The organism is Bradyrhizobium sp. CER78, assembly GCF_029846235.1.
Lineage (GTDB): Bacteria > Pseudomonadota > Alphaproteobacteria > Rhizobiales > Xanthobacteraceae > Bradyrhizobium.
Map to the genome: position 1 here is coordinate 557,523 of NZ_JARVWP010000003.1, position 16,153 is coordinate 573,675.

Annotated in this window: 14 protein-coding genes; 7 read left to right on the top strand and 7 right to left on the bottom strand. The window is 65.0% G+C overall.

What is annotated here, in order from left to right; all coding sequences use genetic code 11:
* Nucleotides 1-38: 38 nt before the first annotated feature.
* From QDT69_RS08575 to QDT69_RS08605, 7 genes are all read left to right on the top strand, one after another.
* The gene (locus tag QDT69_RS08575; protein WP_279706140.1) at nt 39-2,462 is read left to right on the top strand and encodes an LPS-assembly protein LptD; all 2,424 of its coding nucleotides are present in this window, start codon (nt 39-41) and stop codon (nt 2,460-2,462) included.
* A gap of 78 nt (nt 2,463-2,540) precedes the next feature.
* Nucleotides 2,541-3,497 (top strand): SurA N-terminal domain-containing protein, encoded by a 957-nt coding sequence (locus QDT69_RS08580; RefSeq protein ID WP_279706199.1) that lies wholly within the window; start codon nt 2,541-2,543, stop codon nt 3,495-3,497.
* A gap of 17 nt (nt 3,498-3,514) precedes the next feature.
* Complete coding sequence (gene pdxA / locus QDT69_RS08585; RefSeq protein WP_279706141.1) at nt 3,515-4,516, top strand: 4-hydroxythreonine-4-phosphate dehydrogenase PdxA; 1,002 nt, start codon at nt 3,515-3,517, stop codon at nt 4,514-4,516.
* On the top strand, nt 4,517-5,371 hold the full coding sequence (gene rsmA, locus QDT69_RS08590; RefSeq protein ID WP_279706142.1) for a 16S rRNA (adenine(1518)-N(6)/adenine(1519)-N(6))-dimethyltransferase RsmA: 855 nt from the start codon (nt 4,517-4,519) through the stop codon (nt 5,369-5,371).
* Nucleotides 5,372-5,390: 19 nt separating this feature from the next.
* Nucleotides 5,391-6,449, top strand: a complete 1,059-nt coding sequence (locus QDT69_RS08595) for an alcohol dehydrogenase (protein ID WP_279706143.1) — start codon at nt 5,391-5,393, stop codon at nt 6,447-6,449.
* A 48-nt stretch (nt 6,450-6,497) separates the two neighbouring features.
* Nucleotides 6,498-7,709, top strand: coding sequence for an ABC transporter substrate-binding protein (locus QDT69_RS08600; RefSeq protein ID WP_279706144.1), 1,212 nt, complete (start codon nt 6,498-6,500; stop codon nt 7,707-7,709).
* Between the two features lie 236 nt (nt 7,710-7,945).
* Entirely contained in the window at nt 7,946-9,001 is a 1,056-nt protein-coding gene (locus QDT69_RS08605; RefSeq protein ID WP_279706145.1) for a hypothetical protein, read from the top strand.
* A 216-nt stretch (nt 9,002-9,217) separates the two neighbouring features.
* On the opposite strand, the gene gmk is transcribed toward QDT69_RS08605, so the two are convergent.
* From gmk to fabD, 7 genes are all read right to left on the bottom strand, one after another.
* Nucleotides 9,218-9,871: a guanylate kinase gene (gene gmk, locus QDT69_RS08610; RefSeq protein WP_279706146.1), complete on the bottom strand. Its 654-nt coding sequence runs from the start codon at nt 9,869-9,871 to the stop codon at nt 9,218-9,220.
* 3 nt (nt 9,872-9,874) lie between these two features.
* The gene (locus tag QDT69_RS08615; RefSeq protein WP_279706147.1) at nt 9,875-10,762 is read right to left on the bottom strand and encodes a YicC/YloC family endoribonuclease; all 888 of its coding nucleotides are present in this window, start codon (nt 10,760-10,762) and stop codon (nt 9,875-9,877) included.
* 213 nt (nt 10,763-10,975) lie between these two features.
* A complete protein-coding gene (mltG, locus tag QDT69_RS08620) occupies nt 10,976-12,232 on the bottom strand; it encodes an endolytic transglycosylase MltG (protein ID WP_279706148.1) in 1,257 nt (418 codons plus the stop codon).
* Between the two features lie 225 nt (nt 12,233-12,457).
* The gene (gene fabF, locus QDT69_RS08625) at nt 12,458-13,723 is read right to left on the bottom strand and encodes a beta-ketoacyl-ACP synthase II (RefSeq protein ID WP_279706149.1); all 1,266 of its coding nucleotides are present in this window, start codon (nt 13,721-13,723) and stop codon (nt 12,458-12,460) included.
* Between the two features lie 96 nt (nt 13,724-13,819).
* On the bottom strand, nt 13,820-14,059 hold the full coding sequence (locus tag QDT69_RS08630; RefSeq protein WP_002716125.1) for an acyl carrier protein: 240 nt from the start codon (nt 14,057-14,059) through the stop codon (nt 13,820-13,822).
* A 289-nt stretch (nt 14,060-14,348) separates the two neighbouring features.
* Nucleotides 14,349-15,086 (bottom strand): 3-oxoacyl-[acyl-carrier-protein] reductase, encoded by a 738-nt coding sequence (gene fabG / locus QDT69_RS08635; protein ID WP_024581467.1) that lies wholly within the window; start codon nt 15,084-15,086, stop codon nt 14,349-14,351.
* A gap of 18 nt (nt 15,087-15,104) precedes the next feature.
* The gene (fabD, locus tag QDT69_RS08640; protein WP_279706150.1) at nt 15,105-16,058 is read right to left on the bottom strand and encodes an ACP S-malonyltransferase; all 954 of its coding nucleotides are present in this window, start codon (nt 16,056-16,058) and stop codon (nt 15,105-15,107) included.
* Nucleotides 16,059-16,153 lie beyond the last annotated feature (95 nt).

Below are 16,153 nucleotides of genomic sequence, written 5' to 3' on the forward strand. Positions count from 1 at the left end.
TCGGGCGGCGCAGTGCCCTGCGCCGTCAACGGAGTCGCATGGCCGCGTTTGGCGTTTCGATTTCCGCTCTCTTCGCCGCGTTCGTCGTGGTCAGCGCGCTCGACGTCGTCGCGTCGACGCCGGCTGCCGCGCAGGCGTTCACCTACAATCCGCGTCCGCCGAAGCCGCCCCGCCCGCCGGCCAAGAATGACGGGCAGATGCTCGTTCAGGCGACCGAGGTCGATTACGACTACAACAACTCGCGCATCTCGGCGGTCGGCAACGTCCAGTTGTTCTACAACGGCACCAGCGTCGAGGCCGACAAGGTCATCTACGACCAGAAGACCAAGCGTCTTCATGCCGAAGGCAACATCCGCATGACCGATGCGGAAGGCAAGATCACCTACGCCAACATCCTGGATCTCAGCGACGACTACCGTGACGGCTTCGTCGATTCGCTGCGCGTCGACACCGAAGACCAGACCCGGATGGCTGCGACCCGCGCCGACCGGTCGAGCGGCAATTACACGGTGTTCGACAACGGCGTTTATACCGCCTGCGCACCCTGTAAGGATGATCCGAAGAAGCCGCCGCTCTGGCAGGTCAAGGGCGCGCGCATCATCCATAACCAGACCGAGAAGATGCTCTATTTCGAGAACGCCCAGCTCGAATTCTTCGGCGTTCCGATGGCCTATCTGCCGTATTTCTCGACGCCCGATCCGACCGTGAAGCGCAAGAGCGGCTTCCTGATGCCGGGCTTCACGAGCTACACCGCGTTCGGCTACGGCGTCGAAATCCCCTATTATTGGGCGATCGCGCCGGATATGGACGCGACCTTCAGTCCGCGCATCACGTCCAAGCAGGGCGTGCTGATGCAGACCGAATTCCGCCAACGTTTCGCGGACGGCGCCTATCAGATCCGGCTTTACGGCATCGACCAGCTCGACCAGAAGCAGTTTACCGGCCAGCCGGGCGACCGCCAGTTCCGCTGGGGCGTCGACACCAAGGGCCAGTTCGCGCTGAACGACAAATGGGTCTGGGGCTGGGACGGCGTCCTGCTGTCCGACTACTTCTTCATGTCCGACTACCGGCTCGCCCAGTACAAGGACCCGTTCGGATCGTTCCTGTCGCTGCCGACCGAAGCGATCTCGCAGCTCTATCTGACCGGCGTCGGCAACCGCAGCTTCTTCGATGCGCGCGCGATCTATTACCTCAGCTACTCGGGTAACCAGAACCAGGTCCCGGTGGTCGCGCCGGTGATCGACTACAACAACGTGATCAACCAAAATATCCTGGGCGGCGAATTCAGCTACAAGATGAACTTCGTCAACCTGACCCGCGAAACCGCGGTGTTCGATCCGATCACGACGACGGCCAGCAACCCCCTTAACCCGTTGTGCACGACCACATCGGCCGATCCGATGGCGCGCACGCCCTCGCAGTGCCTGCTGCGCGGCATGCCGGGCACCTACACCCGCCTGACGGCCGAGGCGCAGTGGCGCAAGTCGTACACCGACCCGTTCGGCCAGATCTGGACGCCGTTCGCCAGCGTCCGCGCCGATGCGATCAATGCCGACATCTCGAACCAGCCGGGCGTCTCCAACTTCCTGCCGGTCGGCGACACCCAGACGGTCCGCCTGATGCCGACCGTCGGCCTCGAATACCGCTACCCCTTCATCAATGTGCAGCCGTGGGGCACGACCACCGTCGAGCCGATTGCGCAGGTCATCATCCGGCCCAACGAACCCAATGCCGGCAAGCTTCCGAACGAGGACGCGCAGAGCCTGGTGTTCGACACCAGCAATTTGTTCGCGGTCGACAAGTTCTCCGGCTACGACCGCGTCGAGGGCGGCAGCCGCGCCAATGTCGGCGTGCAGGCCACCACGCAGTTCGACCACGGCGGCGCCATCAAGGGGATGTTCGGACAGTCCTACCAGATGTTCGGGATGAACTCGTTCGCAGTCGCCGACGTCACCAACACCGGCCTCGACTCCGGCCTGCAGAACCCGCGCTCGGACTACGTCGCAAGCCTCGCCTACTCGCCTAACCGCACCTACACCTTCAGCGTCCGCTCGCGGATGGATGAAGCGACCTGGAACATCAACCGGTTCGAGGCCACGGCGAGCGCGAATTTCGACCGCTGGTCGGTCGCCGTGACGTATGGCGATTACGCTGCGCAGCCGGAACTCGGCTACCTGACGCGCCGCGAGGGCATCCTCACCAGCGGTTCGATCAAGGTGGCGTCGAACTGGGTGGTTCAGGGTGCGGCGCGCTGGGATCTTGAAGCGAACAAGATCAACCAGTATGCCTTGGGTGCGGGCTATGTGGACGACTGCTTCGTGCTGGCTGCCAACTATGTCACGTCCTATACCTACCAGGCCGGTTCGCAGCCGCCCGTCCTCAGCCACGCGATCATGTTCCAGATCGGGCTGCGGACGATCGCCCAGACCTCCACGACCAGCAGTTCGGCTGGCATGCAGTAGCAAGTGAGGGCCTACCAGGGGGGCTTGTATTGCCCGCGGGCCGGTGGCCCCGGCTTGAATTGGTTTAAAACGGCTGACATGACCTTACCAACGACCGCTAGCCCGCCAACGCGCCGCCACTCGCTCGTGTTGAGCTCCCTGCTGGCTCTTTTGCTCCTGCTGGGAGGCGGTGCGCGCCTGCACGCCCAGACCATCGCCGTGATGGTCAATGGCGAACCGATCACCAATTTCGACATCGAGCAGCGCGCCAAGTTGAACGCCCTGACCGGCGGCAAGAACCCTGATCGAAAGGCCATCCTCGAAGAGCTGATCGACGAGAAGCTGAAGATCAAGGAAGCCAAGAAATTCGGCGTCGATCCCACCGCCAACGACATCGAACAGTCCTATGGCGGCATGGCGCAACGGATGCGGCTGAACAACGATCAGCTGACCAAGGTGCTCGAGAGCAAAGGCATCCGCCCCGATACGCTCAAGCAACGCATCAGGGCCGACATGGTCTGGACCAGCCTGGTCCGCGGCCGCTTCAAGGAAAGCCTGCAGGTCGGCGAAAAGGACGTCGCCACCGCGGTCAAGGAAACCGGTGATGCTCCTGACGCCGAAGCCTTCGAATACAGGATGCAGCCGGTCGTTCTGATCGTGCCCCGCGGCTCGCCGCAATCCGAATTCGAGGCCCGTCGCAAGGAAGCGGATTCCCTGCGCGAGCGCGTGACCAGTTGCGAGGAATCCAACACGTTCTTCAAGTCGATGCGCAACGCCGCGATCCGCGAGATCGTCGTGAAGACGTCGGCAGACCTGCCGCAGTCGCTGCGCGACATCCTGGACAAGACCCCGGTCGGCCACCTCACCCCTCCAGAGCTCACCAAGCAGGGCATCGAAATGGTCGCCCTCTGCGGCCGGAAGGCAACCACCGTGGACACGCCCAAGAAGCGTGAAATGCGGGACAAGATGTACGTGCAGAAGTACGAAGCGAAGTCGAAGGCCTACCTGCAGGAAGTCCGAAAAGCCGCGATGATCGAATATCCAGGCGGGCGGTGATCGACTATCGTTGACGCATGGCTCAACCTCTCGCACTGACATCCGGCGAGCCCGCAGGCATCGGCCCCGACATCACGCTCGCCGCATGGCTGCGCCGCCGCGAACTCGATCTGCCGCCGTTCTATCTGCTCGGCGACCCCGCCTCGCTGGCCGAGCGCGCCAAGACGCTCGGGCTTGCGGTGGAGCTTGCCGAAGTCAGGGCCGAGGAGGCATCGGCGGCGTTTGAACGGGCCCTCCCCGTCGTTGCGACCGGCAAGGCGGCGACGGCGCAGCCGGGCAAACCCGACGGGACGAGCGCGGACGCCGCGCTGGCGTCGATCCGTCAGGCCGTCGCCGATGTCGCCGCCGGCGAGGCCAGCGCCGTCGTCACCAATCCGATCGCCAAGAACGTGCTGTACCGCGCCGGCTTCCGTCATCCCGGCCATACCGAATTCCTCGCCGAGCTCGCCGCACGCGGCGGGGCCGCGCCGCAGCCGGTGATGATGCTGTGGTCGCCGGCGCTCGCCGTCGTCCCGGTGACCATCCATGTGTCGGTCCGCGAGGCGCTGGCGCAATTGTCGACCGACCTGATCGTGTCGACCGCGCGAATCGTGGTCGCGGACATGAAGGCGCGGTTCGGCCTCGCCGCGCCGCGGCTTGCTATCGCCGGCCTCAACCCGCATGCCGGCGAAGACGGCACGCTCGGCATGGAAGACGTCGAGATCGTCGCGCCCGCGGTCGATATCCTGCGCCGCGATGGCGTTGCCGTCCGCGGCCCGCTGCCCTCCGACACCATGTTCCACGCCGCTGCGCGCAAGACCTATGACTGCGCGATCTGCATGTATCACGACCAGGCACTGATCCCGATCAAGACCGTCGCGTTCGAGGACGCCGTCAACGTCACGCTGGGACTGCCCTTCGTCCGCACGTCGCCCGATCACGGCACTGCATTCGACATCGCCGGCACCGGCAAGGCCAATCCCTCGAGCCTGATCGCCGCGCTGCGGCTCGCCGCGCGGATGGCCGCGGCGTCAAGCTGAGTGAGCGCGATCGACGATCTGCCGCCGCTGCGCGACATCATTCGCGAGCATTCGCTGTCGGCGCGCAAATCGCTCGGCCAGAATTTCCTGCTCGATCTCAATCTCACCGCGCGCATCGCCCGCGCCGCGGGCCCGCTGGAAGACTGCACGGTGATCGAGGTCGGGCCCGGCCCCGGCGGACTAACACGCGCGCTGCTTGCGATGGGCGCCAAGCGCGTGATCGCGGTCGAGCGCGACGAGCGCGCGATCGACGCACTGGGCTATATCGTCAAGCGCTATCCCGGCCGCATCGAGATCGTGCATGACGACGCGCAGCATTTCGATCCCCGTCCCTTGCTGGACGGCGGCAAGGCCAAGATCGTCGCCAACCTGCCCTACAACATCGCAACCCAGCTTTTGGTCGACTGGCTGTCGATCGAGCCATGGCCACCCTGGTACGACACCATGGTGTTGATGTTTCAGCGCGAGGTCGCCGAGCGCATCGTCGCCCATGAGGACGAGGAGGCCTATGGCCGGCTCGCGGTGCTCGCCAACTGGCGCGCCGAGACCAAGATCCTGTTCGACATTTCGCCCGCGGCTTTCGTGCCGCAGCCGAAGGTCACGTCCTCGGTGGTCCGACTGATCCCGCGCGTTACGCCCGCGCCGTGCGACCGCCGCATGCTCGAGCAGGTCGCCGCCGCCGCCTTCGGCCAGCGCCGCAAGATGCTGCGCCAGAGCCTGAAGTCGCTGTCGGTCGATCCGGCGCGGCTTGCTGCCGCAGCCGATATCGACGCGACACGACGCGCCGAAACCATTCCGGTTTCCGGCTTTGTTGCCATGGCGAGGGAATTGGCCGATATACGGTCCACAAAATAGAACAACAGGAGAAAACGTAATGGCGCCTATGGTTCGCCAATCCCTCGTCAAATTCGATGCACCGCTGTGCGAAACCATCGTCGACACGCCTAAGCCCCAGGGGCGCGAAGTGCTGGTGCGGATCGAGCGTTGCGGCCTGTGCCATTCCGATCTCCACATCCAGGACGGCTACGCCGATCTCGGCGGCGGCAAGAAGCTCGACACCACCCGCGGCATGACCCTGCCCTTCACGCTCGGCCATGAGATCGCAGGCGTGGTCGACGAGGTCGGTCCCGATGCGCCGAAGGATCTGGTCGGAGCCAAGAAGGCCGTCTTCCCCTGGATCGGCTGCGGCCAGTGCCGTGACTGTCTCGCCGGCGACGAGAATCTCTGCGTCAAGCAACGCTTCCTCGGCGTCTCGATCGACGGCGGCTTCGCGACCCACGTGCTGGTGCCCGACGCAAAGTACCTGCTCGACTACGATCCGCTGCCGGTCAATCAGGCCGCCACGCTGATGTGTTCAGGCGTGACCGCCTATGGCGCGCTGAAGCGCCTGGTCGATCGTCCGCGCCAGCGCAATCTGCTGCTGATCGGTCTTGGCGGCGTCGGCATGATGGGCCTGTCGTTCGCGCAGGCGATGTTCAAGCAGCCGATCACGGTTGCCGATCTCAGCCCGGCGGCGCGCGAGACCGCGCTGAAGAACGGTGCGGCGGCCGCCTACGATCCGGCGGAGCCCGACGTCGTCAAGCGCATGCTGAAAGAGAGCGACGGCGGCTTCGACGGCGTGGTCGACTTTGCCGGCAACGAGAAGTCGATGGCGTTCGCGGTGTCGACGGTGGCACGCGGCGGCAAGATCGTGGTGTCCGGCCTGATGGGCGGCCAGTTCACGCTGCCGATGGTGCAGTGGGTCTACAAGCGCATGACCATCGAAGGCTTCATGGTCGGCACGCTGGCCGAAGCCCAGGAGCTAATGGCGCTCGCCCGCGCCGGCAAGATCAAGCCGACGCCGATGAAGGAAGAGCCGATGGCCGACGTCCAGAAATGGATCGATGAATTGCGGGCCGGAAAAGTCGTGGGACGTATCGTACTGAAGAACTAGCAAGAACGTCCTGCCGGCCTCGCCCGAGAAGAATGGGGGAGGACGCGAATGAGGAGGATACGTTCGACGATCCAGGCATGGGCGGCGCTCGCGCTCGCCCTTGCCGTGACGCCGGCCCTTGCGCAAAAGCATTACGGGCCCGGCGTCACCGACGGCGACATCAAGATCGGCACCACGACACCCTATAGCGGTCCGGCGTCGGCCTATTCGGCCGGCGCGGTCTCTATCACCGCCTATTTCGCGATGATCAACGATCAGGGCGGCGTCAATGGCCGCAAGATCAACTTCATCAGCCTCGACGATGCCTACAGCCCGCCGAAGACGGTCGAGCAGATCCGCCGCCTGATCGAGAGCGACGAGGTGCTGTTTCTCGTCAACCCGGTCGGCACCGCGCCCAACATGGCGGTGGTGAAATACATCAACCAGAAGCAGGTCCCGCATCTCTTCGTCGGATCAGGAGCTACGATCTTCAACGATCCCGAGCATTATCCGTGGACGATGAGCTGGACCCCGCATTACGCGTCCGAGGGCGAGATCTACGCCAGGTACATCCTGTCGACGCTGCCGGACGCCAGGATCGGCATCCTCGCGCAGAACGACGATCTTGGCCGCGACTACATACTCGGCTTCAAGCGCGGGCTCGGCGACAAGGCTGCGACGATGATCGTGTCGCAGCAGGCCTACAACACCAGCGACCCCACTGTGGACTCGCAGATCGTGTCGCTGAAGGCCGCGGGCGCCAACGTGCTGTTCATCGCCGCGGTGCCGAAATTCGCGGCGCAGGCGATCCGCAAGGCCTACGACATCGACTGGCACCCGCAGGAATTCCTCTCCAGCATCGGCTCCTCGATCGCGGGCGCGATCCGTCCTGCGGGCTTCGAGGCCGCCAAGGGCGTGATCTCCGCGGCCTACCAGAAAGACCCTGCCGATCCACAGTGGAAGGACGATCCGGCCATGCAGGCCTGGAACGTCTGGATGGACAAGTACAATCCGCATGTCGACAAGAGCGACTACTACGCACCCTATGGCTACAACATCGGCTACGCGGTGGTGCCGATCCTCAAGCAGTGCGGCAACGACCTGACGCGCGAGAACGTCATGAAGCAGGCCTCGCATCTCGACATGGCGCTGCCGCTGCTGCTGCCCGGCATCCGCCTGCGGACTTCGCCGACCGACCTGCGGCCGATCAAGCAAATGCGTCTGGTCCGCTTCAACGGCCAGCGCTACGTGCTGTTCAGCGACGTGCTCGAAAGCAACTAGGCGTACTAGAGCGCAACCAAACGTGCGGACTGAGGGTCTCGGCACGAATTTTGGAATCCGGCGCGCTCGTAGCCAGGCAAACCGGTTCCTCGGCCTCCGGCTCGCCGCAATTGCGACACGCCGCGAGCCCCAATTAAGCCCTACCCGTTCCGGATTTGCGGCGCATTGCGACCCAACTCTTTGCCGAGATTGGTTTCACCAGCGTTTGCGTAAAAAAAGAAATACCGGGGACGTGTATGTCAAATCGTTCAGCGAAATTCGCTGCGGCGCTTGCCGCGAGCATCTTGGGGGGCGCCAGCTTCGGCGCCATGGCGCAGACCGCCGCCAATACCGCGAGCACCAACACGGCGGACGCCAAGACGGCGGATGCCAAGACGGCGGACACCTGTCAGGCCGCGCCGAAGGGAACCGCGCCGGCGGGCAGCCACTGGTTCTATCACCTCGACCGCAGCACCCAGAAGAAGTGCTGGTATCTCGGTGACGCCAGGAACAAGGTTGTCGCCAAGCCCGCCACCGCGCAGCAACAGCCTGCGGCAGCCGCGCCGGACGCCGCGACCGCCGACGCGACGCCGCCACAGAGCCAGCCGGCGACCGTGGTGCCGCCGCCCGCGATGCGCAAATCAGTCGCCAATGCGCATGCCGAGTGGCCCTCGCCGCAGGCCACAGCCGCGCCAGCGGCAAGCCCCGATGCAGCACAGGCCAGCGGCGTGGCAACGCCGGCCGCGACGGCGGCGCCTGCCGGCGCTAGCGCCCAGTCGTCGGAGGTGAACGCCAGGTGGCTGGATGCATCGAGCATGGCCGGAACCAACGGCACCCGGCACGCGGCGGACCAGCCGACCGTGGTCGCGCAGGCCGACACGACGCCGCAACAAGCCGCCGCGCCAGCACCAGCCGCGCCCGCTACGGCCGAGGCATCCGCCGAGAAGTCATCGTCCTCGACGCAAATGCTGCTGATCGTGATGGTCGGCGCCCTGGCGCTCGCTGGCCTCGTCAGCGCGCTGGTGTTCCGCCTGACCCGCACACGGACGCCGCCCTACCAGATCAGCGACGAGTGGCGTGCCCCCTGGGATTCGCTCCACACCGAGCCGGCCCCGCCGATGTCCGTCGTCGGCCGTGACCGTCCGCTGCGTCTGTCGGAGGCGGCACCGCGCCGTGCGGAGACCACCGTTCCGCGCCGCGCCGAGACGCCGGTTGCTCGCCGTGAGACGATACGTGATCCCGGTCAGACCGAGCAGGACAACAAGCAGATCGCGGCGATGCTGCAGCGGCTGGCGCGCAGCGCGGCGAACTAGCCGCAAGGACCAGAGGAAGCGGTGTCGTGCTGCATACTGAGGTCGTCCCCCGGCTTGACCGGGGGAACCCAGTACGCCGCGGCTCCCGGCCGCCTCTGGAATACTGGATCGCCCGGTCGAGCCGGGCGATGACAGTTGTGGTTGACACGCCCAGAGTCTGCTCTGGAACAATGAGACCTGATGCGATCCCTTGCGATCGCATCACGACTGCGCGGGCTATTTCTCGAGCTGACGCTGCAGGCCGCGCACGAATTCGGTGAGGCCGGTGCGGCGCTCCCGCTTGAGGCGCTCGGCTTTCAGGATCGACTGCACCTCGGCAAAGGCGTCGTCGACGTTCTGGTTGACGACGATGTAGTCGTATTCCGCCCAGTGGCTCAACTCATGACTGGCGCGGTTCATCCGTCCGCGGATGACCTCTTCCGAATCCTGCGCCCGCGTATGCAATCGCTTCTCGAGATCGGCGGCCGACGGCGGCAGGATGAACACCCGCACGACATCAACGCTGGCTTTCTGGTGAAGCTGTTGGGTGCCCTGCCAGTCGATGTCGAACAGCACATCCTGTCCGACCGATAGCGCGGCCTCGACCGGAGCGCGCGGCGTGCCGTAGAGGTTGTCGAACACGGTCGCCCATTCGAGCAATTCACCTTGCTCGACCATGCTCTCGAACTTCTTCTTGTCGACGAAAAAATAGTCGCGGCCCTCGACTTCGCCCGGCCGCATCGGCCGCGTCGTCGCCGACACCGACATCTTCAGGCCCGGTTCGCGTTCAAGCAGCATGCGCGACAGCGTCGTCTTGCCGGCGCCCGAGGGCGACGACAGGACGAACATCAGTCCGCGCCGCTCAACGCCGTCAAAACCCTGCGCCGTCATCATTCACTCCAGATTCTGGACCTGTTCGCGGAACTGCTCGACCACGTTCTTCATCTCGAGCCCGGTATTGGTCAGCTCGACATCGTTCGATTTCGAGCAGCAGGTGTTGACCTCGCGATTGAACTCCTGGGCGAGGAAGTCGAGCCGCCGCCCGACCGGGCCGCCCTTGCCGATCATCTCGCGCGCCTGGCCGATGTGCGAGGCGATGCGATCGAGCTCCTCGCGGATATCGGCCTTGGTCGCGATCAGGATCGCCTCCTGGCTCAGCCGGTCGGCATCGAAGCGATCGGAGGTCTCCAGCAGCGCTGCGATCTGCTCGGCGAGCCGCGCCTTGATCGCGTCGGGCTTGCGGCCGGGCGCCGCCTCGGCGCGCTTGGCAAGCTTCTCGATCTCATCCATCCGCTGCATCAGGATCTGGCCCAGCGCATCGCCCTCGCGGCGGCGCATCTCGACGAGGCTGCCGAGCGCCTGCTCGAAGGCGTTCGCCGCCGCCTCGCGCGCCGCCTTGTCCTCGTCCTCGTTGCTCTCGGGCTCGACCACCTCGATGACGCCCTTGATACCGAGCAATCCGTCGATGCTCGGCGCCACCGCGTCGATCCGCTGCGCGAGCTCACCTGCGACCTTCACCACGGCGGCGAGCACGTCCTCGTTGATGCGGATCGTCTGCGCGGCATCGCTGCGCTTGACGGTGAGATTGGCGTAGACCGTACCGCGCGACAGCAGCTCGCCCGCGCGCTTCTTGGCCAGGGCTTCCAGTTCGTCCCAGCCCGGCGGCAGCCGCAAGCGCAGGTCAAAGCCTTTGGCGTTGACCGATTTCAGCTCCCATTCGAACGTATAGGGACCACTCGCGCCATGGCTCCGGGCAAAGCCAGTCATGCTCGACAGCGCCATCGCGTAAACTCTCCAACAGAAGGATATGGGACCAACCCGGAGCCTTCGAGACTCGTGGGCAGCCGTTACGAACTTAAAACGGATTCCGTGAAAGTGGAATTACGTCCACCTTCGGGAAACGCAGAGCTACAGCATGATCCGGAAAAGTGTGAAGCGGTTTTCCGAAAGATCATGCTCAAACAAGAAGCTAGAGCGCGATGATCTCATCGCGCCTTAGCGCTGCACGACCGGCGGCGAATTGGTCTGCTGGGCTGCGCCCTGGCGACCGCGCGGCGGCTTCTTCTGATTGGTGGGCTTCGGCGGCGTCGTCGCCGTCGGATTGGTGTCGGCCGCCCCGGGCGCCGCGGCGGCAGGCGCCGGATCATCCGCGGGCTCGACGGTGTCGTTCTGGATCTGCTTTTCCGACGCGCGCAGCTTGGCGACGTTCTTGGCGTGCTGGTCGTATGTTTCGGTAAAGGCGTGGCCGCCGGTTCCGTCGGCAACGAAGAACAGGTCGCGGGTGCGCGCCGGATTGGCCGTCGCCTCCAGCGAGGCGCGGCCGGGATTGGCGATCGGTCCGGGCGGCAGGCCGTCGATCACATAGGTGTTGTAGGGCGACGGCTGCGTGATCTCGCTGCGCTTGATCGGGCGTCCCAGCGTGCCCTTGCCGCCCACCAGCCCGTAGATGATGGTCGGATCGGATTGCAGCTTCATCCGCTGCCGCAGGCGGTTGACGAACACGGCGGCAACCCGGCTGCGCTCGTCGGCGCGGCCGGTTTCCTTCTCGACGATCGAGGCCAGCGTCACCAGCTGGTCCGGCGATTTCAGCGGCGTGTCGGTGTTGCGGCGTTCCCAGATCTCGGCGAGCACGCGCTTCTGCGCCTGCTGCAGGCGCTGGATCACCTGGTCGCGCGTGGTGCCGCGCGGGAATTTGTAGGTCTCCGGCAGCAGCGTGCCCTCGCGCGGAATCTCGCGCACCGAGCCGGTGAAGATGTCATTGTCGGAGAGCCGCGACACGATCTGCTCCGAGGTCAGGCCTTCCGGAATCGTGATGGCATGCTGCACCACCTTGCCGTCGACGATGGTGGCGATGACCTCGCGCAGGCTGGCATTCTTCTGGAACGAATATTCGCCGGGCTTCAGATCCGAGCTCGCCTTCAGCGCAAACACGCCACCGATGAACACCCACGGATTGACGTTGATGACGCCCTCGCGCAACAGCACGTCGGCGATGTCGCGCTTGCCGGCGCGCGCGGGGATGTTGACGATCTTGTCTTCCTGCAGCGGTCCCGGCGATTCCAGCGCCTGCTTGCCATAGTAGTAGGTCGCTCCGGCGCCGAGCATCAGGATGATCAGGATCGTGAAGATGGCATTGCCGACGATCACGAAGGGATTGCGGGCACGATCCGAGCGCTTGGGCGGCGGCGGAACCTGCTCAGGCTCCAGCGCGGCACGTGGACTCCTCGGTGAAATGGGCGGCCTCTCACTCATCGATGCAAACCAATATCCTGCCGGTTGAATCGTGGCCGGACAAACCCCTGCCCTGCCAATAGCATACGCCCGCTATTAGGAGTCACCGCGGAATACGGCAAAACGGTGGACTAGTTCTAAAGTCCCGTTCCGACTGAATCGGAACGGGACTTTGGATTCTTGTTTTGACGCGTTTTCTTCACGCGAACCGGTACCCACTTCGCTCGAAAACGCTCTAAAGACCTACTAATTAGTCACGCGCTGCACGATCACGGAGGCGTTTGTGCCGCCGAAACCGAAGGAATTGGACAGCGCCACATTCACGTCACGCTTGCGCGACGTGTGCGGCACGAGATCAATCGCGGTTTGCACCGACGGATTGTCGAGATTGATGGTCGGCGGCACCACGTTATCGCGAATCGCAAGGATCGCGAAGATCGCCTCGATCGCGCCGGCCGCACCGAGCAGATGTCCGGTCGCGGACTTGGTCGACGACATCGAAACCTTCGACGCCGCATTGCCGAGCAGACGCTCGACGGCACTGAGCTCGATCTCGTCGCCGACCAGCGTCGAGGTGCCGTGCGCGTTGATGTAGTCGAGATCGGACGCCGCAAGGCCGGCGCGCTTCAGCGCCATGCTCATGCTGCGGAAGCCGCCATTGCCGTCCGGCGGCGGCGAGGTGATATGGAAGGCATCGCCCGAGAGGCCGTAGCCGGTGACCTCGGCGTAGATCTTCGCGCCACGCCGCTTGGCGTGCTCATATTCCTCGAGCACGAGAACGCCGGCACCCTCGCCCATCACGAAGCCGTCGCGATCCTTGTCGTAGGGCCGCGATGCCTTTTCCGGGGTGTCGTTGAAGCCGGTGGACAGCGCACGCGCCGCGCAGAAGCCGGCGATGCCGATGCGGGAGATCGGCGATTCGGCGCCGCCTGCGACCATCACCTCGGCGTCGCCGAGCGCGATCAGCCGCGCCGCATCGCCGACCGCATGCGCGCCGGTCGAGCACGCCGTGACGACGGCGTGATTGGGACCCTTCAGGCCGTGCTCGATCGAGACGTAGCCGGACGCCAGATTGATCAGTCGGCCCGGAATGAAGAACGGAGAGACCCTGCGCGGTCCACGCTCCTTCAGGAGCACCGCGGTCTCGGCAATGCCGGTGAGGCCGCCGATGCCGGAGCCGATCATCGTGCCGGTCGCGAACTGGTCCTCATCGGACTTCGGATGCCAGTTGGCATCGTCGAGCGCCTGCTTGGCCGCGCACATCGCGTAGACGATGAAGTCGTCGACCTTGCGCTGGTCCTTCGGCTCCATCCACTGATCGGGATTGAAGGTGCCGTTGGAGCCGTCGCCGCGCGGAATATAGCAGGCGACCTGGCTCGGCAGGTCGGACACTTCGAAGGTGTCGATCTTCTTGCCGCCGCTGTCTCCGGCGAGGATACGCGCCCAAGTTGCGTCAACGCCGCAGCCGAGCGGTGTAAGCATGCCCAGCCCCGTGACGACAACTCGTCTCATTTCCACGTCTCCGGCCAGCAATGCGCGGCTAATAATAAGAAGCCGGGGGACCGCTCGATCGCGGTCCGTCCGGCCCCGTCAACTTCGCGATCGGCGTCAGCTCTTCGCGTTCTTCTCAAGAAACTTGGTCGCGTCGCCCACGGTCAGGATCGTCTCCGCCGCGTCGTCGGGAATCTCGCAACCGAATTCTTCTTCGAAAGCCATCACGAGCTCGACCGTGTCGAGGCTGTCGGCGCCGAGGTCATCGATAAAGCTCGCGCTATCGACCACCTTCTCGGGCTCGACACCAAGGTGCTCGACCACAATCTTCTTAACCCGCTCGCCAATCTCACTCATCGTTCAACCTCGTTGTTCCATTGGACCCGACCCCAAGACGATACGAGCCATCGTGGTCGTCTCGATTACTCAGTCGCGCATAGTCTTGATTCGGCCCGGTCGTAGCCGACTAAAGCCCCGGCGAACGGCAGGCGTCGCCACGCCAATATACAGGGTTTCAAAATCCTGCAATGGCGTTCTTCGCCCATCCACGGGGGGTTCAGCTACCATACTTCCAAAGCCTTGACTACACGCCTGAACCGGCTCCCGAAAACGGCTTTTCGCCGCATTGCGAGAACCGGCAAGTAGCTCAAATCATAGCCATCCCGCCGTTGACGTGAATCGTCTGTCCGGTGACGTAGGCAGCCTCGTTGGAGGCCAGATAGACCGCTGCCGCGGCGATATCCTCGGGCGTTCCGAGCCGCGCCGCAGGAACCTTCGCCAGGATGGTTTCGCGCTGCTTGTCGTTCAGCGCATCGGTCATCGGCGTCTTGATGAAGCCCGGCGCGATGCAGTTGGCGGTCACGCCGCGCTTGGCGTATTCGGCGCCCAGCGTCTTGATCAGGCCGATGATGCCGGCCTTCGACGCGGTGTAGTTGCCCTGTCCCGGATTGCCGGTGACGCCGACGATCGAGGTGATCGCGATGATGCGGCCGAAGCGCTTGCGCATCATCAATTTGGTCGCCGCGCGCGCCAGGCGGAAGGTCGCGGTCAGGTTGACCGCGATGACGTCGTCCCAATCCTCGTCGCGCAGCTGCACGAACAGATTGTCGCGGGTAATGCCGGCATTGGCGATCAGGATGTCGACCTGCCCCATCGCAGCTTCCGCCGCCGGCACCAGCGCCTCGACGTCGTCCTTGCTGGAGAGGTTGCACGGCAGCACGTGAACGCGCTCGCCGAGCTTGGCGGCGAAGCCGTCCAGCACCTCGCGCCGCGTTCCCGAAATCGCAACGGTTGCGCCCTGGGCATGCAGCGCCTGCGCGATCGCGCCGCCGATGCCGCCGGTTGCGCCGGTGACGAGTGCGGTCTTGCCAGTCAGATCAAACATCGAATTCCCCTCCCGGCTTTAAGCCGACGCTGCCAGCGCATCCTTGGCTGCAGCAATATCGTTCGGACCGCCGACGGACACGCCGACCGCGCCGTCCGCAATGCGCTTGACGAGGCCGCTCAGCACCTTGCCGGCGCCGATCTCGAAGAACCGCGTCACACCCTGCCCGGCCATATAGGCAACCGACTCGCGCCAGCGAACGGTGCCCGTGACCTGTTCGATCAGGCGGCGGCGGATCTCGTCGGGATCGGTGATGGCCGAAGCCAGTACGTTGGAGACCAGCGGCGCCGCGGGCGCCTTGATGGTGACGCCGGACAGCGCCTCTGCCATCGCATCGGCCGCCGGCTGCATCAGCTTGCAGTGGAACGGCGCCGACACCGGCAGCAGCATGGCGCGCTTGGCGCCCTTGGTCTTGGCGATCTCGACGGCGCGATCGACCGCGGCCTTGTCGCCGGAGACCACCACTTGGCCGCCGCCATTGTCGTTGGCGGCCTGGCAGACCTGGCCCTGCGCCGCCTCATTGGCGACCGCGACCGCCGCCTCGTAATCGAGGCCGAGCAGCGCGGCCATCGCGCCGGCGCCGACCGGCACCGCCTTCTGCATCGCCAGCCCGCGGGTGCGCAGCAGCCGCGCGGTGTCGCTGACGGTCAGGCTGCCGGCGGCGGCCAACGCCGAATACTCGCCGAGCGAGTGCCCGGCAACGAACGCCGCGTTGCGGCCGACCGAGAAGCCGGCTTCGCTCTCGAGCACGCGCAAGGTGGCGATCGAGACCGCCATCAGCGCCGGCTGGGCATTCTCGGTGAGCTGCAGCGTTTCCGCCGGACCATCCCAGATGATCGCGGTCAGTCTCTCGCCCAGCGCAGAATCGACCTCGTCGAACACCGCCTTGGCGACCGGAAAGGCGTCGGCCAGGGCCTTGCCCATGCCAACCGCCTGCGAGCCCTGCCCGGGAAACGTAAATGCTGCCGTCATCGGCGATCCCTACCTTTTTGAGCGTGATCCCCGCGCAAGCGCCTCGCGCCTGCCGCAGGGGAAAACGGTATCCGCCTCGCGCGAAACGCGCCACG